The sequence below is a fragment of the Coleofasciculus sp. genome (assembly GCF_046539235.1).
GTDB lineage: Bacteria > Cyanobacteriota > Cyanobacteriia > Cyanobacteriales > Coleofasciculaceae > Coleofasciculus.
In genome coordinates, this window is record NZ_JBKHHI010000027.1 from 1 (window position 1) to 18,735 (window position 18,735).

Genomic DNA, 18,735 nt, shown 5'->3' on the forward strand with positions numbered 1-18,735 from the left:
CAGGCTTTGCATCTTGCTCGCTACTAATACCCAATTTAAATGCATGACAGCTTATGGTGGCAATGGTGGGTTTCGACTTCGCTCAACCCACCCTACAGATAGAGGCTTTGCGTAAGTCCTATGTAAGTTGGTAGTCGGCAGGAAGCGTGCCATCAGCTTCATCATTTATAAATAGCCGTGTTCGGCGAGGAATTCAGGGGAAATATCATTCATTGGTAAAGAATTCCCACTAGGGACTTGATGTCCTAATAGTTTCTCAACATACTTGCCTAAAATATCGCTTTCTACGTTCACCCATTGTCCCGGCTGCAAATAACTCAAGTTAGTTTGAGCATAACTGTGGGGAATCACGGCTACCTTAAACCAACTCCCCTGGGGGTCACACTCAGCAATGGTCAAACTCACCCCATTAACTGCAATACTTCCCTTCGGCACCAGAAAACGAGCAATGTGACGTTGCCATGATTTTTGTAACGATGCTGGTGCAGTAAAACATAGAATCCAGGAATTGGCTGTTCTGACCGAATCCTGTAGCGAACCAATGCCATCAATGTGACCTGTGACAAAATGTCCGCCAAGTTTATTACCCACCCTTATTGAGGTTTCCAAATTCACATAAGTGGCAGCTTGATGCCGTTGCCCCAAAGTAGTACGGCTTAATGTCTCATCTGAGGCTGTTGCTACAAAACCTTGAGATAAAATTTCTTCAACCGTCAAGCAAATCCCATCAACGGCGACACTATCACCAATGGCAAGATCCTCTAGAATCAGGGTGGCATTGTCAGGAAGACAAGACAATTGAAAGCGATCGCCGCCTAGGGGTTGCAAGGTGCCTAGTGCTTGAATTAATCCTGTAAACACGCTGTTATCAAAGTAACTGGTCTGGGAACACCGATTATAGAGGCTCCGTGATAAAATGATTTTAGGGGTAGTGAAGGTGAAGGGGAAATCAAACTGAGGAACTCTTCTGAACTCATTCGTGTTTAGCGATGGGGACTACCCAAATACCGCGTATACATCAAGCCAGAGTTGGCAATATCAACCCTGGAAGCACCGACTTCATCACTTATCAAAACGAGTCTATCTTAAGGTTAGGAGATAAAGCAAGGAGGTGGCAGTTCACCAAAGCGAGGAGATTAACCACTAGAGAGCTATTGGGGATCTGGATAAACGGTTATGTGTTTTTTTCATAAAGTCCCGAAACAAACGTCCTGAGACTGGGGCATACTTGGAGAAGATAATCTTTTTGATCTGTACCCAATTCAATGATAGAGGACTGATTTTGGGGTTAATTGGTGAAGTCAGAGAAAAACTAGTATACTTGTTCTAGTTTTCATCCATCCAATGTGGCTTGACTGCTTCGCTTTGATGCCCTCGACGCCGACTGTATTCTAGAGGCTAAGCTAATGATTGAAATGAAAGTTGCTGGAATTGCATTAGATGCTGTCACCCGTAGCCCAATCGTGCTGCTGAAAGACTCACTAGAGCGACGCGCTCTGCCGATTTACATTGGACAAGATCAGGCAAAAGCAATTATCAGCGCTTTGGAACGCCAAAAAGCTCCCCGCCCTTTGACACATGATCTGTTTGTGGGTCTCATGGAAACATGGGAGATGAAGTTGGAGCGGATTATTATCCACTCCCTCCAAGATAATACCTTCTATGCGATCCTCTGCGTTCGTCAGGGTGAAGCCAAAAAAGAAATTGATGCTAGACCCAGTGATGCGATCTCGATCGCGCTTCGTACAGATAGTCCAATTTGGGTGATGGAAGAAGTTATCGCTGATGCATCAATACCTGTTGATCGAGATGCAGATGAAGAGGAACGACAGGCTTTCCGAGAGTTTGTATCGAGCATCCGACCGGAAGACTTTTCCCAGCATAAAGGATTTAAAACGGGCGGTGAAGCTTAGGATGAGAAATGCATTATCGACGGTTTGGGAAAACCAATCTGTGGCTATCCGTGTTTTCCCTGGGAACCATGCGCTGCTTGGCGGGTGAGTCCGATGCTGAGGAAACCATACAGTACGCGATCGCGAATGGGATTAATCACCTAGAAACCGCCCGTAGTTATGGTAAAAGTGAGCCATATTTGGGGAATATCCTCAAAAAATTACCCGTACCCCGAGAACAACTCACGATTACCACCAAGCTACCGCCAACGCCTGATCCTCAGGTCATGGAACAGTGGATTGATGAATCTTTAGAGCGTCTACAGCTCGACTATCTGGATTGCTTAGCCATTCATGGGATCAACACCTGGGAACATCTAACCTGGGTCGAATCTCCTAGAGGGTGTATGCAGGCGATACAAGACGCCTTAGCAGAGGGTCGGATTAGACACCTTGGCTTTTCCACTCATGCTCCCCTAGAGGTCATATTAGCGGCAATCCAGACCAATTTATTTGAATTTATCAACCTACATTATTACTACGTCTTTCAGCGCCATGCTCCCGCCGTAGAATTAGCGCAGCAGAAGGATATGGGGGTGTTTATCATCTCTCCGGCGGATAAGGGTGGACGATTGTACACTCCCCCAGCGAAACTGGTTGAACTCTGCTATCCCTTCTCGCCACTGGAGTTGAACTATCGTTTTTTATTGAGCGATCGCCGAATTACCACCCTGAGTGTGGGACCTGCTAATCCACAGGAATTAGACGCACCGTTAGCCGTTGCGGATCGAGATGACTCCCTGACTCCCCAGGAAATTGAGGTATTTTCTCGCTTAGAAACCCAAGCTGAGACGGCTTTAGGAACGGATCGCTGTAGCCAATGTTACCAATGTTTACCCTGTCCGGAAATGATTAATATTCCAGAGGTATTAAGGCTGCGGAATTTGGCCGTAGCTTATGATATGACAGATTACGGGACATACCGCTATGGCATGTTTGAAAATGCGGGTCATTGGTTTGCTGGGGTGAAAGGGAATCGGTGCACAAGCTGTGGTGACTGCTTACCTCGTTGTCCGGAACAACTGGATATTCCTGGTTTGCTAGCTGATACTCATAAACGTCTCAATGGATCTCCTCGGCGTCGGCTGTGGGGATAAATTGGGAGCATCCCAATTTAGCAGGTTAGCTGTTTGAGCCGCGATAAGTGTATTGTAAAGTTTCAATAACAATATAGTCAGATATCCGAGCCAATATCAAATCAGCTTTTAAAGTCAAATTCGGGTAAACTGGGTATCCAATTCCCTGATTTTAATTGCATCTCTATGGTTCCCATGCCCAGTTACCGCCCCAAACAACTCTCCCTTGGTCCATTAGAGGCAGAAATTTTAGAGATTATTTGGCAACTCGGTTCGGCTACCACCAAAGATGTCCACGAACGAATCTTGGCTGATCCAGACCGAGAGTTAGCCTATGCTTCCGTAACCACAGTATTGCGCCGCCTCACCCAAAAAGGCTGGCTAACGTGCGATCGCCAAGATCGGGCATTTCGTTGGCAACCCTTGCTCTCGCAGGAACAGGCGCGGATGCTGCAAGCCCATGATCAATTGAAGCGATTCCTGGCGGTGGGAAATCCTGATATCATCGCCGCCTTTGCCGATAGTCTCGACCAAGCTAGTCTAGAACAAATCGACGCGATCGCCCAGCGTTTGCAAGCAATCCGCGAAGCGAGGGAGGAACAATGATTCATCTAATCCTAATTCTGAGTGCTTTAGCCGTGGCTTGGTTAACCCGAATCAGTTGGTCAGGAAACGAGGGTAGTTATCAGCAGCGCTGGCAAAATGCCTTAAGCAAGTTCTTATTTCCGCCACTGCTACTGATGATGACAGCAATCTCTATCGTCTGCATGGGACCCCAAGGGCAAATGGTTTGGCGATGGGAGGGCTGGTTCAGTTATGGGTTAGCTGGCACTTTCTTAGGATTTGTGGGAATTTCAGGGTTGAAACTAGCGTTTGCCGGATGGCGTTCTCGGCAACAGGTTCGCACCTATCCTCAGCAAACCCTTCATGGTAGAGCAATCCGCCTTCTCGACACACCCTTAGTTTTTAGCGCTCAAGTCGGATTTTGGCAACCGGAACTGGTGGTGAGTCAAGGTTTATTAGAGACGCTGGACACTGATCATTTGCAAGCGGTTCTCACCCATGAAGACGGACATTTTCATTATCGGGATACATTTTGGTTCTTTTGGTTGGGCTGGATGCGGCAATTCTCTTATGGACTAACTAATACAGAAGCGCTATGGCAAGAACTATTACTGTTACGAGAAATCAGAGCCGATCAATGGGCGGCACAACGGGTTGATTTTTTACTGTTAGCGGAATCCCTGTTGACGGTTGTAAGCACACCGCTGATCCATTCTGAAAGTGTCTGTGCGGCTTTTAGCTGTACTGCACCTAAAAATCGTCTTGAGGAACGGATAGAAGCGATCTTAGCTGACATCCATTTACCTAACCCGACTCATCTATACTTATTTATATGGTGTTTATTATCATGTTTGCCGCTATTTTTAATACCGTTTCACCGATGATTTTCAGTTTTTTAGAACAAATGACAAATGACAAATGACAAATGACGAATGACAACTTAGTGAGAATCATGATTCGGTTGGTTTGGCGTGGGAAGAGAATGGTTGTCGGGATGAGAGAGGGATTCTTCAGCGCCAATAGGAATACGAATATTCCCCATACCCATTGAACCAATACTCACTAAGCCCATGGTTTGAAAACCAACAGCTACCGTTCCCATAGAAACTAGCCCAGCCGATAAGACTCCCATGGCTACAGAACCTAGGGAGAACACTCCCATGGGAACAAAGCCAATTGAAATTACTCCCATGGGGACTACACCAATAGATACGATTCCCAGTGGAGCAATTCCGATGGCAAAAACTTGAGGCTTGTGGTGGTGAGAAGAGATTTTGGACATGGAACACTGAAGCTGATAATATTTGGCTCTTGATTCTGGCAAAGCGGCAAACCCTTGTCAAAAGACAGGCTGTCAAACTGGGTGTAGGATGTGGGGTGTGGCGAACAGGTCAGCCGTGCTACAATTGTCCCTGTGCATCAAGTCTTTGTTTGACAAAGATTCAAGACTGCCATCGATACCAAACGCGATCGCCTATACAACTGCCCAGCTAACCATTAAGTTGACACCAAAGACGCCCCGTGCGCCCTGTACTGACTTCTCGGGTTAAGTTATAGACAAAACTAATCATATTCAGTAGAAATTCTAATCATTAAAGCGAAGCGTTAGGTCTAAACTCCTTTAAACTTAAGCTTAATGAGACGAATGCATAACCGGGGAAACCGCATCTACAACTCTTTATCTGAAAGAGCCATAAAAATAAAGATAAGAGTTCCCATAATAAAGCCCCAGCTATAAAATGCTAAATTTATTACCGCCAACCCCAAGCACCGGGAGTCAGGCTTCCGATCCTTTTTTCACGCTCTCGTTGGATATGCTGTGCGTGTTGGGGGAAGATGGTCATTTCCAGCAACTTAATTCCCGATGGGAGGAAACACTCGGCTTTACTCACCAGGAACTTTTAGCGCAACCTTTGCTGAACTTGATCCATCCGCACGACCACCAGCTAACAATCGCGAAGCTAGAAACCCTAACCCGTAATCCGACTGCATCGATCCGGTTTAGAAATCGCTGTCGTTGTGCTGATGGGTCTTACAAATCGCTGTTATGGAATGTCTCAATCCATCCCGAAAACAAATTGGTCTACGCTGTGGTGCGTGATCAAACTGAATGCAAGCAATCTAAGGAAGCCCTACGCGATAGTGAAGAACGCTTCCGCTGTCTAGTGGAAAATGTTAAAGACTATGCCATTTATATGCTAGACCCAGAGGGACGGGTCATCAGTTGGAATCAAGGGGCTGAACGGATTAATGGGTATCGAGAAGACGAGATTCTCGGTGAATCCGTGTCTCGATTTTATTTACCCGAAGATGTTCAGGCAGGTAAACTAGAGCAAGCCCTGAAAATCGCGACAGAAAACGGTCGGTTTGAGGATGAAAGTTACCGAGTTCGCCAGGATAGATCAAGGTTTTGGGCTAATGCAGTGATTACAGCGCTGTACGACAAGAAAGGGCGATTGCGCGGGTTTACCAAGGTAGTCCGGGATATCACTGAACGCAAACTGGCACAAGAAGCACTACAAAATGCTCATGATGACTTAGAACGACGAGTTACCGAACGCACGGCTGAACTGGTACAAGTTAATCAGCGACTCAGACGGGAAATTAAGGAACGTAAGCAAGTCGAACATCAACTGCGGCGATCGCAAGCCCAGTTGGAACAACAGACTCAGCAATTGCAAGACGCCCTGCAAAAGCTGAAACATACTCAAGCTCAACTCGTCCACTCCGAAAAAATGTCGAGTTTAGGGCAATTAGTGGCTGGGGTGGCTCATGAAATTAACAACCCGGTTAACTTTATCTATGGGAACCTGAATTACGCCGAGCAATACTTTCAGGATATATTAGAGTTACTTGAACTTTATCAAGAGTCCTGTCCCCAACCCTCAACCAAGGTTCAAGAGCATATCGAACTCATCGATCTCAATTTCATTACCACAGATCTGCCAAAATTACTGCATTCGATGAAAGTGGGGGCAGATCGAATCTATCAAATCGTGCGATCGCTGCGGAACTTCTCCCATCTGGATCGTGCCGAGAAAACCTCGGTGGATATTCATGAAGGCATTAATAATACCCTGTTGATTCTGCAAAGCCGCATCAAAGGCAAAGCAAAGCAAAGCGCAATTACCCTTGTCAAAAACTATGGTGACTTACCCTTGATCGAGTGCTATGCAGGACAATTGAACCAAGTGTTCATGAATATTCTGTGTAACGCACTTGATGCCTTAGAAGAAGGGTTAGAGAAAGGCGCATTGGGCGAGAGTACTTCATCCAAAAACCCCATGATTGAGGTTGGTACACAGGTGATCAACGAAAACTGGATTGCTATTCGGATTGCCGATAATGGCGTGGGTATTCCCGATTCGGTTAAGCAGCGACTATTTGACCCCTTCTTTACGACCAAACCTGTTGGCAAGGGTACGGGATTAGGCTTATCTATTAGTTATCAGATCGTGGTAGAAAAGCATGGTGGACATCTCAAGTGCTTTTCGTCACCAGGTCAGGGAACAGAGTTTGTGATTGAAATCCCCATTGAACCTAATCTAGAGCAGTACTGTTGTTCAAAGGTCTATCAAAAGCAGGTAGATTCAAATGTTCGAGCGTCTCAATCGTCAATTTCTAATTCCTTAAATCCCATGGCATTAAATTAAGGGCATTATGAATTGTCAGGGAACAGTGAGCAATGACAAATGACAAATGACGATTTACTTAGATGATCTTAAATTCTTTGAGTGCAGGCAAAAAGTTCCGGTTTTCATGACTAGGGCGCGTCAGTTTAATTAGGGCAAAGCGCTGGGTGGGAGTTAGGGCTTGCCACTGTTCAGCCATGAGGGAAACGCCAAATTCTTGGGCTTTCGTTTGAACATTCTCAGGAATTATTGTCGCGTCCATCCAGGCTGGATTAGGATCGATAGGCAGTTCTGAGGCAGGTTTCCCGGTATAATTCGTCACTAATTTTTGTAAATACTGCTGATAGGCTTGGCTTTCTTGGGCTGTGGTTGTGGGCATTTCCACTAACGTCTGACGTTCTTGCTGGGTGAATTGATGCCAGTGGGCTAATTTAAGTTTGACGCCACAGGTGTCTAATTTCATTCGTACCTGCATAGGGATGCAGCGTAAGGAATCGACGAAATCTTGCTCAAATTGGAAGAAGTGAGTCATAGTTTAAATCACAATTATGTAAGGAGATAAAAACTGTTTAGGCTGATATGATATGACGAATGACAAATTCAATGAGGTTTTTTTGCTGTAGTGCGGCGGATAATCCAGTAACTGATGGAGAGAGAGAGAATCGCCAGGGCTAAACCAATAATTTCAAGTCCTCCGGTTTTGTCAAGGTTGAGAATGATAATTTTACGGGCAACGGCAATTAGGGAGGTGACGATAACAAGTTCAACTTGAACAACATGCTTACGCAGATAGGCGGTAATATTTTCCAGAATTTCCAGGGCAATTAGAACATTTAAGAATAGCCCAAAAACTTCAAACAAGCTTTCATTAAAGAAACCGACTGGTTCAACCAGCAGTTGTTTGGACAGAACGATAACCAGATCGAATATTGCCACCAAGATGACGGCAATCATCACCACAGACAAAATCTTGGAGACAATGCCCTCAACCTGTTCAATCGCACCCAGAAATGCGTTGTCCCCACAAGAATTTTTGAATAGAAGGAGTAATTTTTTCAATCGTTGCATCTTTCTCTAGGAGTCACCCTGCCACAACGATACTATCATTGATGAGATAGTAAAAGCATTATTTTACTTATCTCCTCAGAAACTGGAGATGGGGACAGCAGTAATGGAGATGGGGTAAGTCCAGTTGCCAGATGAGGCTTAGAGGTTAAACTCACCCAGGGGGATTACATCGGAAATTCTTTACCCTAACTCGGTTTCTCAGTCGTCTGTTTAGTATTGATGATTACTAAAGAAACAATGTTTTAAAATCCAGATACGGGGGAACTTTAAATGAGCTAAGTTGTCATGCATTTAAATTGGGTATAGGTAGCGAGCAAGATGCTGGCACTAAGGTAGCGAGCAAGATGCTGGCACTAAGGTAGCGAGCAAGATGCTCGCACTAAGGTAGCGAGCAAGATGCTCGCACTACTACGGCAATGATTTCGCAATTTTTGACATTAAGGTTTACATGCAGAACAGCTTAATGATTTTGTCGCTAAAGTTCTTTTAATTTGGCTTCTAAATCAAAAGGTTGTCCATAATCCCAAATTTTCATATCTAAACGATGATTGGATACCGTGATTTCCAAGTCAACGGGCGTTGATTGGGATAAGCCTTTGTGGGCGTGACGAACAACATTTGTAAATGCCTCAACCAGGGCGATTTGACCTAATTGCCAAACCTGTTGGGGAATGGGTAAATGCTGAAGCTGCCCATACCACTCTAAAATTTGCTCTACGGCATTTAGGTCGCTATTAACGGTAAGTCTCAGGTTTCGATAACGAGACTTCGCCCGGTTTCTGCGATAGGAATTTACCAGAGTCAAAATCAGACGGCGGCAGACACAAACTAACCGGGCAAATAATTTTTTTTGGTGGCATTTCGGTAGTCTTTTAACGGGCTCTTGGTCATAAACTTTGCTGATGAACAAACAATTTTTATGGTCTCGGGTGCGAATATACCTGATCTCATCGGCTATCTGAGAAATAATCTTGATGCCCATTCCTCCTTCAGGGAGTTGCTCTAGGGTATTTGGCATTTGCATAAGAAAAGTCCCCTCATGGAAAGAAACTAATTTTTAGTATCCACGATTTTAAGTTCGTGCATTGTGATAGGTAGATTAACGGTAACGTGATAATTCCCGTTGGTCAGGGTAATTGACTGCACTCCACTTATGTAACTTAAATCACACTAATATGGTTAATGGATTCAAGGAAAGCTAATTTTCTCTATAAAAGATTTTCAGTCGCATCGATGACTGAAACCATTGTCCAGACTAGCTTTTAGACTCAGGACTGGAGGGTAGAAGTAACAGACCCACTAAAATTTTCCTTGACCGCCTTGTCTGTTTGGTTTAGAGGTGTTTGTTGGCGGTTGGGATGATGCAGCAGTAACCTCTAGGGTAAAGGTAAACTGTAACCTTTATATATTCTAAATGATCAATGCGATCGCGCCTAGTAAGTCAGACGTAGCATGCTACGTCTCTACAACCATAAACCGCTCTATACCAAGCGGACTGACAAAATATCAATGCCTGCGGAAGGCGGGCGTCTGCCTGTTGACGCTGATTCAGACCATCACGCCTATTCAGTTTCGGACTTTCTCTTATGCTGAAAGTACCCAACGTGGCATGGGACCCATGAAAAGGGAAATCCCAAAGACGAATAAGACCGTCCTTGTTTAGCAAAGGTAGGAAGCCCCAAATAAGAGCAAAGCAAGTTGGGGTACTTCACACTTTTCTTGGCTGAGCTACGGCGTATGGTATAGCATAACGGAGAACGCGCTAAGACAATAGAGAACAATGGAAAACCCTGCCTCCCTTCATGTGGCGGTCACTGATGAAGCATTGGCAACCTCCGAACCCAAACCCCCCGCTAGTTCCAGCATATTTATACCAATCGACCGGAAAAAGCGCTTGAGTGCGGCTTGGATTCCCTTTATCTTCTTAAGCATGGCGCTGTTTATTGTCAGCCTAGCCAGTCCCGTTTTAGCGTTGCGGAAAGGAAATAGTGGGGCTGAGGTGACCAATCTTCAGAAAACGCTGCAAGCTGAAGGTTACTTTAATGGACCGATTACCGGGTACTATGGACCCTTAACCGAAGCCGCCGTCATCCAATTTCAAAAAGCTAACGGACTTAGCCCGGATGGTATCGTGGGGACAAATACCACCGCCACATTAGAGTCTGACACCACAGCACCAACGGATTCAAGTCTTGATTCCCAAACACCAACCCCCCTAGAGTTTGAGTCACCTATACCAGAACCAGAGAAACCCGCCGTATCTGCCCGACCCAATTTTATTCTCCAACGAGGCGATCGCAATTCTCAAGTCACCTCTCTCCAGCGAAATTTACAAGTAGCGGGCTATTTTAATGGACCGATTACCGGATACTACGGTTCAACTACGCAAGCGGCTGTGATTCAACTGCAACAAGCCAAGGGATTAACCGTAGATGGGATTGCTGGACCTAAAACCCGTGCGGCATTAGAATCGACTCCCTTGTCATCCACCTCACAAACTGCCCCCTCAACGGAAGCGACAGAGGATAGAATGGGATTCGCCAATCCTGGTTTAGTTCTCAAGCGCGGGAGTCGCAATTCCGATGTGACAGCGCTACAGAGAACATTACAAGCACAGGGGTATTATGACGGACCAATCACGGGATATTATGGCAACCTAACCGAAAATGCCGTAATTCAATATCAAAAAGCCAAGGGATTAACCGTGGATGGGATGGTTGGTGCTAACACCAAAGCGACATTAGAATTGTCCTCTCCCACAACAACACCATCCCCGATTGAGTCTCCAACTGCGGAATTGAATCAAGACTCGTTCTCGACATCGACGGAAAATTTCCAGGATAGTCCCTTTAATCAGGATTCATTCATCGAACCGGAAGAAAATTACGACACCACTCCTTCGGAACAGGATTCCTTTATTAACGAAGACAGCGAAAAAAAAAAGAACGATGAACAACGTCAGTCCAGCCAGATGACCCTAAAACAAACCATTTCTGGCAAAATTTCCCCCAAATCTATTGTGCATTCAGGTCGGGGTTTATTTTTTGCCCAGAATATGATGTACAGTCATACGATTACGGTGTATGACCGCCAGTATAATTTGGTCAAAACCATTGCCGATGCCGTGAATTTGGAGAAATACGGGCATTCCAAAGGGAACGGAACCTATAAAGGATCTCCCGTCGAAGCTGCCTTTTCCGATAATGGAAAATATGCCTGGGTGTCCAATTACCAGATGTATGGTTCAGGATTTAATAATCCAGGGAGTGACAAATGTAGCCCCTCGCAAAAAACAGACAATAGTTTTTTGTATCGCATCAGTACCGATAACTTAGCGATTGACCAAGTGATTGAAGTCGGTTCTGTGCCTAAATTTGTCGCCACTAGCCCCGATAATCGATTTGCCCTAGTTAGTAATTGGTGTAGTTGGGATTTAAGTGTTGTCGATATTCAGCAAAATCAGGAATTTCGGCGGATTAAATTGGGTCGCTATCCCCGTGGGATTGCGGTTGATGCGGCGTCCCAAAAAGCGTATGTGGCGGTGATGGGGTCTTATGATATTGCGGTTGTCGATTTAAATGATTTTTCCCTTGACTGGATCAAAAATATTGGAAATTCACCGCGTCATTTAAGTATTGATCCAGGGGGTCAGTATCTCTACGCCACGTTAAATGGGGAAGGAAAGGTGGCTAAAATTGATTTATTTACAGGTAAGGTTTTACGCAAAGTTGTCACGGGGAATGCACCCCGCAGTATGGATATATCCGATGATGGTGAGTTTCTGTATGTGGTAAATTATCACTCAAATACCATGAGTAAAGTTCGTACCCGTGATATGTCAATTCAGCAAACGGTGAATACCAATGCCAATCCGATTGGAGTTACGTATGATCCAGAAACGAATCAGGTTTGGGTGGCGTGTTATTCGGGGACAATTATGGTGTTTCAAGACTAAAGATGTTGGATAGTGTAAGTGAATCTGGGGGAACAATGAAATTCTACCTTCCCCTAACCAGTGAGTAATTATCAACATGGAAATTTATCAACGCCACTCGTGGACTTTGACGGTTGAGGAAGCGACGGCGATTCAAAACCAACTTAGTGGTGAAATTATTACCTCTGATCAGGTGGGTGATGTTAACTATGTCGCGGGTGTGGATGTTGGATTTGAAGACAATTATGCGATTTCCCGCGCCGCCGTTGCGGTACTGAGTTTTCCCGAACTGCAACTGATCGAACAGGCGATCGCACGTCGCCCAACAACGTTTCCCTATATTCCAGGGTTTCTCTCGTTTCGGGAAGTTCCTGTGGTACTGGATGCACTATCTCAGATTAAAATAACTCCTGATTTAATTTTGTGTGATGGTCAAGGAATTGCCCATCCCCGGCGATTTGGTTTGGCTTGTCATTTAGGGTTATTGATTACAGTACCTACGATTGGGGTGGCTAAGTCGCGATTAATTGGTCAGCATGAGGAACTACCCCCAGAGAAAGGGAATTGGCAACCCTTGCGACATCGGGGAGAGGTGATTGGCGCTGTCGTGCGATCGCGGACTGGGGTGAAGCCTCTGTATGTGTCTCCAGGTCATCGGATCAGCTTACCTACTGCGATCGATTATGTCCTGCGCTGCACTCCGAAATATCGATTACCGGAAACAACCCGTTGGGCTGATAAACTAGCTTCAAACCGGATTGGTTGATTCTATCAAATCCTTTAGCAGCTATTCGATTCCTGGGAAATCACCGTGATTTCAGTCCGGTGAAAATGTCAATTCTTCAAGAACATCGAGGCGTAGGCGCACCTGTTTCTCATAAGGATTCTCTGCCCAAATTTTTTTAATGGGTGTGGTGGGATCGACGTTAATTTTTAGCGGCTTTCCTGGAGTACAATTATAGGTTTTCATACAATCACCACAGCGAATCGGCTTTTCTCCGCGCTGAACATAAATAACCAGTCGCGTTGCTGGTGAATCAAGCTGAATTGATTGTCGTGATCCCCCTGCTAAAACGTTTAGAAAGTACGACTTTAACGGCGACTGGATTGGTTGTTGAGTTTCAACGCTACTCTGATCAAGTGCTGGCAAATTTTCCGCTTGAGCAGGAGAGAAGCAACCGATCAAGAATAATAACGTTAGGCTCAAAAGTATTATTCTCATAAGAATAGTACGGAAATAAACGACGGTCAAGCGCCAAGATTTATCTGATCAATAAATGTCATTTATCATTTCAGGAAACAGAAATAGATACGCTCCCCCCTCAAAACTCAGACGCGCCATGGCGCGTCTCTACAATCCGGTATTAGTCACTCTCAATCAGCCTTTCATCGGCTTCAATTAAGGCTTCCTGTAGTAGGGGTGACAGGTTCTCGGTTAAACGTCCAGCACGGATAAATTCAGCGTAGGTATCCGCCTCGATATTGACCATTTGTTCTTGCAGTTGTTCCATGTCCAAGCTTTGTAACTGGGGATGGTGATGGAGTAATTTCTCAACCTCGCTTTGAATAGTTTCGAGTTGACCATCAACAAGTTTTATCTGGTACTGACAAAATTCTGAATTCATTTCGTCGTTAGTCGTTGCTGACTCTAAGTAGTTTTTTACTCGATTGAGTGCCACACGACGGGCGATTGCCTCAGAATATTTCTGACGCACGGGTTGATCTCCAATTAAATTCAGTTTTTCCAGAAGGAATTGGGTAGTTAACCCCTCAACTAAGAGCGTAAACAGTACCACACCAAAAACCGTAACAATAATATCTTGTCGTCCCTCCAAACTCACCGGAACACTTAAGGCTAGGGCAATGGAAACCGAACCCCGTAATCCACCCCACCATAACACCGTTTGTTGTCGCCAACCTATGTTGGACTTGGCGAGTCCATTGCTAATCGTCGCTAAGCCATAAATTGAGATGGCACGGGTGAAGAGAAGGGCTCCAATGGCAACCCCAATTAAGTTTAGGTTTTGTCCTAAGCGGGAAAAATCGATTTGGTCACCAATGAGGAGAAAGACAATTGAGTTGACAAAAAATGCCAGAAAATCCCAGAATTCAGAGACAATTAAGCGGGTGCGGGGGTTCATGCCAATTCGGGAACCAAAGTTGCCCAGCACTAACCCCACAGTAACTACGCCAATTACGCCAGAACCACCGAGTTCTTCGGTAATCAGGTAGGTGCCATAGGCAGAAACTAATGTCAGGGATTGTTCGACGAGGGGTAAATCGAAGCGTTGGGTAAGAAAGGAAATACCAAACCCGATTAAGCAACCGACACCGATACCAATTCCGATAAAGGTAAAGAATTGGGCAACTGTGGCGGATAGGGAAAATTCCTGGGTACCGAGGGGAATACCGACTAATAAGAGAAAGGCGACGACGGCGACACCATCATTAAATAAGCTTTCCCCCTCCATCAGGGTTTTCAGGCGTTTATCCGCCCCCAGTTCCCGGAATAGGGCGATTACTGATACCGGATCAGTTGCGGCTAGACTCGCGCTGACTAATAAGGCGAGCGCCAGGGGTAATTCGGTAAATTGGGTAATGGTAAAGGCAATTCCCAGCACCGAAATTATCACCCCCACCACCGCAAACAGAATCACCGGGATTAAATCCCGCCGCAAATCCCGCCAACGGATATTCCAGGCGGCTTCAAACAGGAGGGGAGGGAGGAAAATCTCTAGAATCAGTTCTGGGGATAGGTTCACTAGGCGCACATCGACAAAGGCTAAACCCAAGCCGACAATAACCAGAAGCAAGGTATAAGGGATTTTGCGGAACAACGGAAAAATCCGGGAAACGGTGGCGACGCTGAGAGACACCGACAGCACCAATAAAAATTGTTCCAGATTCTGCTCAATGGCAGCTTCGCTGATAGCGGATTCTACGGACATGAATAGAACTCCAAGGATACTGGCAATTTTGATATAACAGTACAACCTAGCGCAAGCAACACTATCTAGCGTAGGACTCTTTCTTCTCACCTATGCAATTGTAGGCAAAATTAAGGGAAAGTCACCCATCTGACCATTAGCCTGATTTCTCGATTTCAACCACAGCCGAAGCATTATGTCAATATAAAGATAGACTGTCCGTGAGTTTAGTCAGACTCCCAAGGATTAATAATTGTAATCCCGTACCCACGACGATTCACAGTTATGAGCCGATTCGGTCGAGGACTTGAGGCGTGATTAGGAGCGATCAAGTTTTTAAGGCTGTGGGTGAATCCATTAATGTAATTGTGCAATACCGATGGGAGGGGTTCAAGCCTTGAAAAATAATGACATTCTCACCATTCGTTCTCGCGTCTGAGGCGAGTTAGCTTTTGGGTTCACTGGGTACAAAAAAGGCTTACGCCTAACAAACCCACGGATTCATCCACAAGTTCTTCATCAGAAATCGTCAGTGTATCAACACTAATAATTTCGATGTCGTCTATGTGAGTAAAGAGAAACGATTGTGTGGGACTGATGGTAATATCTCCATCGGCAATCATACCAACTGTACCATTAATTGTGGTATTACCAATAACAGTCTCGCTGTTACTACTATGGCGGATAGTAATATCACCATTATTATCCCCACCTCCACTGGAAAGGCTGGCATCTTCGTCGTTAGCATCTGTGAAGGTGTCAGTGACACGGAAGAATTGACTTGCAGTAATATTTATGTTATTGCCTTTGTCATTGTTACATCCTTGAGCATTAATATTTCCGCCCCTACCACGACTAAGATTCTGAGCGTTAATTGGACTAACGATAATATTGCCGCCATTAGTCAAAGTAATGGCTCCAGCATTCTGCTCGGCACTTGAATTAATATCACCTGTGCTTATGTTGTTATTCGCAGAAAGAGCGATCACACCATCATTAATACTCATAAAGCTAGTGTTTAGGGTTCCAGCACTGGTGTCAAGACTGCCATCTGGATTAATCCTGACACGTCCGGCTGTTCCTATTCGGGTGGATGCCGATATTTCACTCGAAGTTGTGCTGTCTTTAGCGGGGTTGATTTCATCGGTTTGAATATTACCCTCTGTGTGGAGAGTCATCTCTCTAGAACGAGTCCCTAAGCTTGAAAAGGGGATTTCTTCACGGCTAGCCAAGTAGTTACGGTTGGAAAGTATAGTGATTTGACCTGAATTAACGGTATCTTTCGTGGTTAGGGCTGGATTCTTAGCAGTAGATTTGTGGCTTTTTGTCTGATTTTTAACTACAGTGTTGCTCAGTTTCTGGAAGGCTTCCCCCTTTTCTAGTTTTGAGGAAACTTCCGGGGATGAATCTAGGGAGTTGAGGGCGATTTTCTCTTCCGGAAGAGAATTCGAGATATCAGGCGTTGACTTAGTGTTTTGGGAGCATTCCTCTGTAGGACTATTTTCCTGACAGGAGGCGATGTCTTTTGAGATTAGAGGCTGGGGCAAAATTTTGTCACTTAAGCGGGAATTCTTTTGCTGGGAAGGTTTAGGGGTGACTGTTTTATGATTATTTATGGGGGCGATTTGTCTAGATTCTCCCCAGGGATGGCTATTCTTTGAGAAAGAAGAATTTTTTCGCTCGTCTTTGTTGTTGTTTATATTCTGGCTAAAATCATTGGCATGAGATTGTAAGTTCATTACAAACTTTGTTAGGAAAGGCATTAATTCTAAAACTATTTTATTTTCATTATCCATTTTTTCTTCTATATTTAATTCGCTTGGGCAATTAGATGACACAAACATATTATTTTCAAATTGATAAGACTGCCACAAATATGGAGAGCTGATTAACCCCAATAAAAATAGTAGGATTTCTCGATTAAATTGGCTGAAATTAAGCTGCCTAACTGGATTGATCCAGGAGGGTAGGTAAAGCCTACTCCAGCTAGCAAAATAGGGTTCCCAATTTTGATGGGTTGTCGTGTACTTACATAATAGTTTATCTACCCTATCGTAAATACTCTGCGGCTCCTCTTCTTGACTTAAATATGAAATTTTACTTTTAGTTTTGCAGTTCACAGGAGAAAGCACTGCAACATTCTCTTGGGGATGAGGAGGAAAGTTGTCCTTGCTTTTCACGGGATCTGGAAAACCTCTCTCCAAACCTCTCTCCTGCAAGGAGAGAGGCTTTGAATTCTCCCCCTTCCGTGCCAAAAAAAGCGAAGCAATATTTGGCTTCCCCCTTTTGAAGGGAAGAGGGGGATCAAAAAGGGGAAAATGAGGGGGCTGGGGGGTTAGGTGTGATATCGATTTTTCTAGATGGTGTGAAACGTCAAAAAAGTCGTCGGGTTCATTGTTTATGGATTGTTCATAGCTATCCTGTTGATTGCTTTCCTGAAAGGGTATGTAGAAAACATCCTCCGAGGACGGCATTTCTGGTGTCTCTGGCTCAGTTGCTGAGTGGGTGGTAGGATTGACAGGGAATTCAGCCCCACAGGAAAACTGCTGCTTTTCTAAACAGGCTAAAATGGTTTGTGTGTTTTCTGGTCGATGCTCTGACAAGGGGGTCATTAAGCCATCGATAAAATTAGCTAAATCCTGGGAAATTTGGGGGGCATAATCCCGCCACGAAATGAGCTGACTTTCCGGTAAAGTTTCAAATTCGGTGGGATGTCTACCTGTGAGTAGATGAACCAGGGTTCGCCCTAGGGCAAAAAAATCGGACTGGGGAGTGGCTGAACCTTCGATTTGTTCGGGTGCGGAATAGCCTTCGGAAATGACGCGAGTCATATCCTGGGGTTCCAAGGTGTCGGGTTGAGTGGGTGTGACTTCTTTAACAGTGCCAAAGTCAATTAATACCAGTTGCCCATTGGGGCGGAGCATAATGTTGGAGGGTTTAATATCTCGATGAAACAGTCCGTTTTGATGAACGTTGTCGATAATTTCTACCAGTTGGTGCAGCCATTCGATAGCGGTGGCTTCAGAAATTCGTCCATTTTCGGCTAACCATTGTTGTAAGTTTTGTCCTGGAATATGTTCCATGACGAGGCAATGTAAAGACATAAAACTGGATTTAGGCGCAAGGCTAAAGTAGCCATCTGGCTCAACTTTGGGAATTCCAGGATGTCTGAGCCATATCAAAATTCGGGCTTCTCGTTTGAAGAGACGAATCCAGTCGGGATGGTTATATTGCAGGATTTTGATAACTTTTCGGGTACCCCAATTTTCCGGGGATGAGTCCCAATCTTCGACTTCAAATAGTTCGGTATTGGCTGGTTTTTCTAAGTCGCGTAGGGGTTTAATTAGGCGATAGCGATTGTTAATCAGTAAAGGGGTGCCGCAAGCTTGACAATAGTCTAGCTCATTTGGGTTTTGCCGCTGTTGGCAATTCGGGTTAATACAGTAGATGAGAGAATTCAGGGTTTCAGTCATGGGTTTTTAGGTGATTGGTTTTTTGTCACTACTCTCACCGTCTGTTACATCTTACATTTTGCACCATTCAAGGGGGCTTTGTGGCAGGATTTTGATTGGGGGAATTGGG

At 44.9% G+C, this 18,735-nt stretch carries 16 protein-coding genes; 8 read left to right on the forward strand and 8 right to left on the reverse strand.

The features are described from left to right. Positions 1-165: 165 nt before the first annotated feature. Positions 166-861, reverse strand: a complete 696-nt coding sequence (gene ribE / locus ACLFWI_RS04500; RefSeq protein ID WP_446411926.1) for a riboflavin synthase — start codon at positions 859-861, stop codon at positions 166-168. A 545-nt stretch (positions 862-1,406) separates the two neighbouring features. Here ribE and ACLFWI_RS04505 point away from each other — a divergent pair. The 4 genes from ACLFWI_RS04505 (at position 1,407) to ACLFWI_RS04520 (ending at position 4,476) form a co-directional block, all read left to right on the forward strand. Beyond that, complete coding sequence (locus ACLFWI_RS04505; protein WP_006103665.1) at positions 1,407-1,913, forward strand: bifunctional nuclease family protein; 507 nt, start codon at positions 1,407-1,409, stop codon at positions 1,911-1,913. 8 nt (positions 1,914-1,921) lie between these two features. Further along, a complete protein-coding gene (locus tag ACLFWI_RS04510) occupies positions 1,922-3,049 on the forward strand; it encodes an aldo/keto reductase (protein WP_446411927.1) in 1,128 nt (375 codons plus the stop codon). 165 nt (positions 3,050-3,214) lie between these two features. Then, complete coding sequence (locus ACLFWI_RS04515; protein ID WP_044209313.1) at positions 3,215-3,634, forward strand: BlaI/MecI/CopY family transcriptional regulator; 420 nt, start codon at positions 3,215-3,217, stop codon at positions 3,632-3,634. Next, complete coding sequence (locus ACLFWI_RS04520; RefSeq protein ID WP_446411928.1) at positions 3,631-4,476, forward strand: M56 family metallopeptidase; 846 nt, start codon at positions 3,631-3,633, stop codon at positions 4,474-4,476. Before ACLFWI_RS04515 ends, ACLFWI_RS04520 begins: the two co-directional genes overlap by 4 nt. A 56-nt stretch (positions 4,477-4,532) precedes the next feature. Here the strand turns inward: ACLFWI_RS04520 and ACLFWI_RS04525 are convergent, their stop codons facing one another. After that, entirely contained in the window at positions 4,533-4,874 is a 342-nt protein-coding gene (locus ACLFWI_RS04525; protein ID WP_446411929.1) for a hypothetical protein, read from the reverse strand. A 457-nt stretch (positions 4,875-5,331) separates the two neighbouring features. Here ACLFWI_RS04525 and ACLFWI_RS04530 point away from each other — a divergent pair, with 457 nt between their 5' ends. Further along, complete coding sequence (locus ACLFWI_RS04530) at positions 5,332-7,245, forward strand: PAS domain-containing sensor histidine kinase (RefSeq protein WP_446411930.1); 1,914 nt, start codon at positions 5,332-5,334, stop codon at positions 7,243-7,245. A 58-nt stretch (positions 7,246-7,303) separates the two neighbouring features. On the opposite strand, the gene ACLFWI_RS04535 is transcribed toward ACLFWI_RS04530, so the two are convergent. The 3 genes from ACLFWI_RS04535 to ACLFWI_RS04545 all read right to left on the reverse strand — a co-directional run bounded on the left by ACLFWI_RS04535 (position 7,304) and on the right by ACLFWI_RS04545 (position 9,316). Beyond that, positions 7,304-7,756, reverse strand: coding sequence for a nitrate reductase associated protein (locus ACLFWI_RS04535; RefSeq protein ID WP_446411931.1), 453 nt, complete (start codon positions 7,754-7,756; stop codon positions 7,304-7,306). Positions 7,757-7,824: 68 nt separating this feature from the next. After that, complete coding sequence (locus ACLFWI_RS04540) at positions 7,825-8,292, reverse strand: phosphate-starvation-inducible PsiE family protein (RefSeq protein ID WP_446411932.1); 468 nt, start codon at positions 8,290-8,292, stop codon at positions 7,825-7,827. 475 nt (positions 8,293-8,767) lie between these two features. After that, a complete protein-coding gene (locus tag ACLFWI_RS04545) occupies positions 8,768-9,316 on the reverse strand; it encodes an ATP-binding protein (RefSeq protein WP_446411933.1) in 549 nt (182 codons plus the stop codon). 428 nt (positions 9,317-9,744) lie between these two features. Here ACLFWI_RS04545 and ACLFWI_RS04550 point away from each other — a divergent pair, with 428 nt between their 5' ends. The 3 genes from ACLFWI_RS04550 to nfi all read left to right on the forward strand — a co-directional run bounded on the left by ACLFWI_RS04550 (position 9,745) and on the right by nfi (position 12,992). Further along, positions 9,745-9,885, forward strand: a complete 141-nt coding sequence (locus ACLFWI_RS04550) for a hypothetical protein (protein WP_446411934.1) — start codon at positions 9,745-9,747, stop codon at positions 9,883-9,885. 187 nt (positions 9,886-10,072) lie between these two features. Next, positions 10,073-12,247 (forward strand): peptidoglycan-binding protein, encoded by a 2,175-nt coding sequence (locus ACLFWI_RS04555; protein WP_446411935.1) that lies wholly within the window; start codon positions 10,073-10,075, stop codon positions 12,245-12,247. Between the two features lie 76 nt (positions 12,248-12,323). Next, complete coding sequence (gene nfi / locus ACLFWI_RS04560; RefSeq protein ID WP_446411936.1) at positions 12,324-12,992, forward strand: deoxyribonuclease V; 669 nt, start codon at positions 12,324-12,326, stop codon at positions 12,990-12,992. A gap of 51 nt (positions 12,993-13,043) precedes the next feature. Here the strand turns inward: nfi and ACLFWI_RS04565 are convergent, their stop codons facing one another. The 3 genes from ACLFWI_RS04565 to ACLFWI_RS04575 all read right to left on the reverse strand — a co-directional run bounded on the left by ACLFWI_RS04565 (position 13,044) and on the right by ACLFWI_RS04575 (position 18,626). Next, positions 13,044-13,433: a hypothetical protein gene (locus ACLFWI_RS04565; protein ID WP_446411937.1), complete on the reverse strand. Its 390-nt coding sequence runs from the start codon at positions 13,431-13,433 to the stop codon at positions 13,044-13,046. A gap of 157 nt (positions 13,434-13,590) precedes the next feature. After that, positions 13,591-15,174 carry a cation:proton antiporter gene (locus ACLFWI_RS04570; protein WP_446408111.1) on the reverse strand — a complete coding sequence of 528 codons (1,584 nt, stop codon included), beginning with the start codon at positions 15,172-15,174 and terminating at the stop codon, positions 13,591-13,593. Between the two features lie 437 nt (positions 15,175-15,611). Continuing rightward, positions 15,612-18,626, reverse strand: a complete 3,015-nt coding sequence (locus ACLFWI_RS04575) for a protein kinase domain-containing protein (RefSeq protein ID WP_446411938.1) — start codon at positions 18,624-18,626, stop codon at positions 15,612-15,614. Positions 18,627-18,735: the final 109 nt, after the last annotated feature.

Bases quoted from the DNA above. Each gene is read 5' to 3' on its own strand.
- ACLFWI_RS04505 (WP_006103665.1), top strand. From the start codon at position 1,407: ATGATTGAAATGAAAGTTGCTGGAATTGCATTAGATGCTGTCACCCGT.
- ACLFWI_RS04510 (WP_446411927.1), top strand. From the start codon at position 1,922: ATGCATTATCGACGGTTTGGGAAAACCAATCTGTGGCTATCCGTGTTT.
- ACLFWI_RS04515 (WP_044209313.1), top strand. From the start codon at position 3,215: ATGGTTCCCATGCCCAGTTACCGCCCCAAACAACTCTCCCTTGGTCCA.
- ACLFWI_RS04520 (WP_446411928.1), top strand. From the start codon at position 3,631: ATGATTCATCTAATCCTAATTCTGAGTGCTTTAGCCGTGGCTTGGTTA.
- ACLFWI_RS04525 (WP_446411929.1), bottom strand. From the start codon at position 4,874: ATGTCCAAAATCTCTTCTCACCACCACAAGCCTCAAGTTTTTGCCATC.
- ACLFWI_RS04530 (WP_446411930.1), top strand. From the start codon at position 5,332: ATGCTAAATTTATTACCGCCAACCCCAAGCACCGGGAGTCAGGCTTCC.
- ACLFWI_RS04535 (WP_446411931.1), bottom strand. From the start codon at position 7,756: ATGACTCACTTCTTCCAATTTGAGCAAGATTTCGTCGATTCCTTACGC.
- ACLFWI_RS04540 (WP_446411932.1), bottom strand. From the start codon at position 8,292: ATGCAACGATTGAAAAAATTACTCCTTCTATTCAAAAATTCTTGTGGG.
- ACLFWI_RS04545 (WP_446411933.1), bottom strand. From the start codon at position 9,316: ATGCAAATGCCAAATACCCTAGAGCAACTCCCTGAAGGAGGAATGGGC.
- ACLFWI_RS04550 (WP_446411934.1), top strand. From the start codon at position 9,745: ATGCTACGTCTCTACAACCATAAACCGCTCTATACCAAGCGGACTGAC.
- ACLFWI_RS04555 (WP_446411935.1), top strand. From the start codon at position 10,073: ATGGAAAACCCTGCCTCCCTTCATGTGGCGGTCACTGATGAAGCATTG.
- nfi (WP_446411936.1), top strand. From the start codon at position 12,324: ATGGAAATTTATCAACGCCACTCGTGGACTTTGACGGTTGAGGAAGCG.
- ACLFWI_RS04570 (WP_446408111.1), bottom strand. From the start codon at position 15,174: ATGTCCGTAGAATCCGCTATCAGCGAAGCTGCCATTGAGCAGAATCTG.
- ACLFWI_RS04575 (WP_446411938.1), bottom strand. From the start codon at position 18,626: ATGACTGAAACCCTGAATTCTCTCATCTACTGTATTAACCCGAATTGC.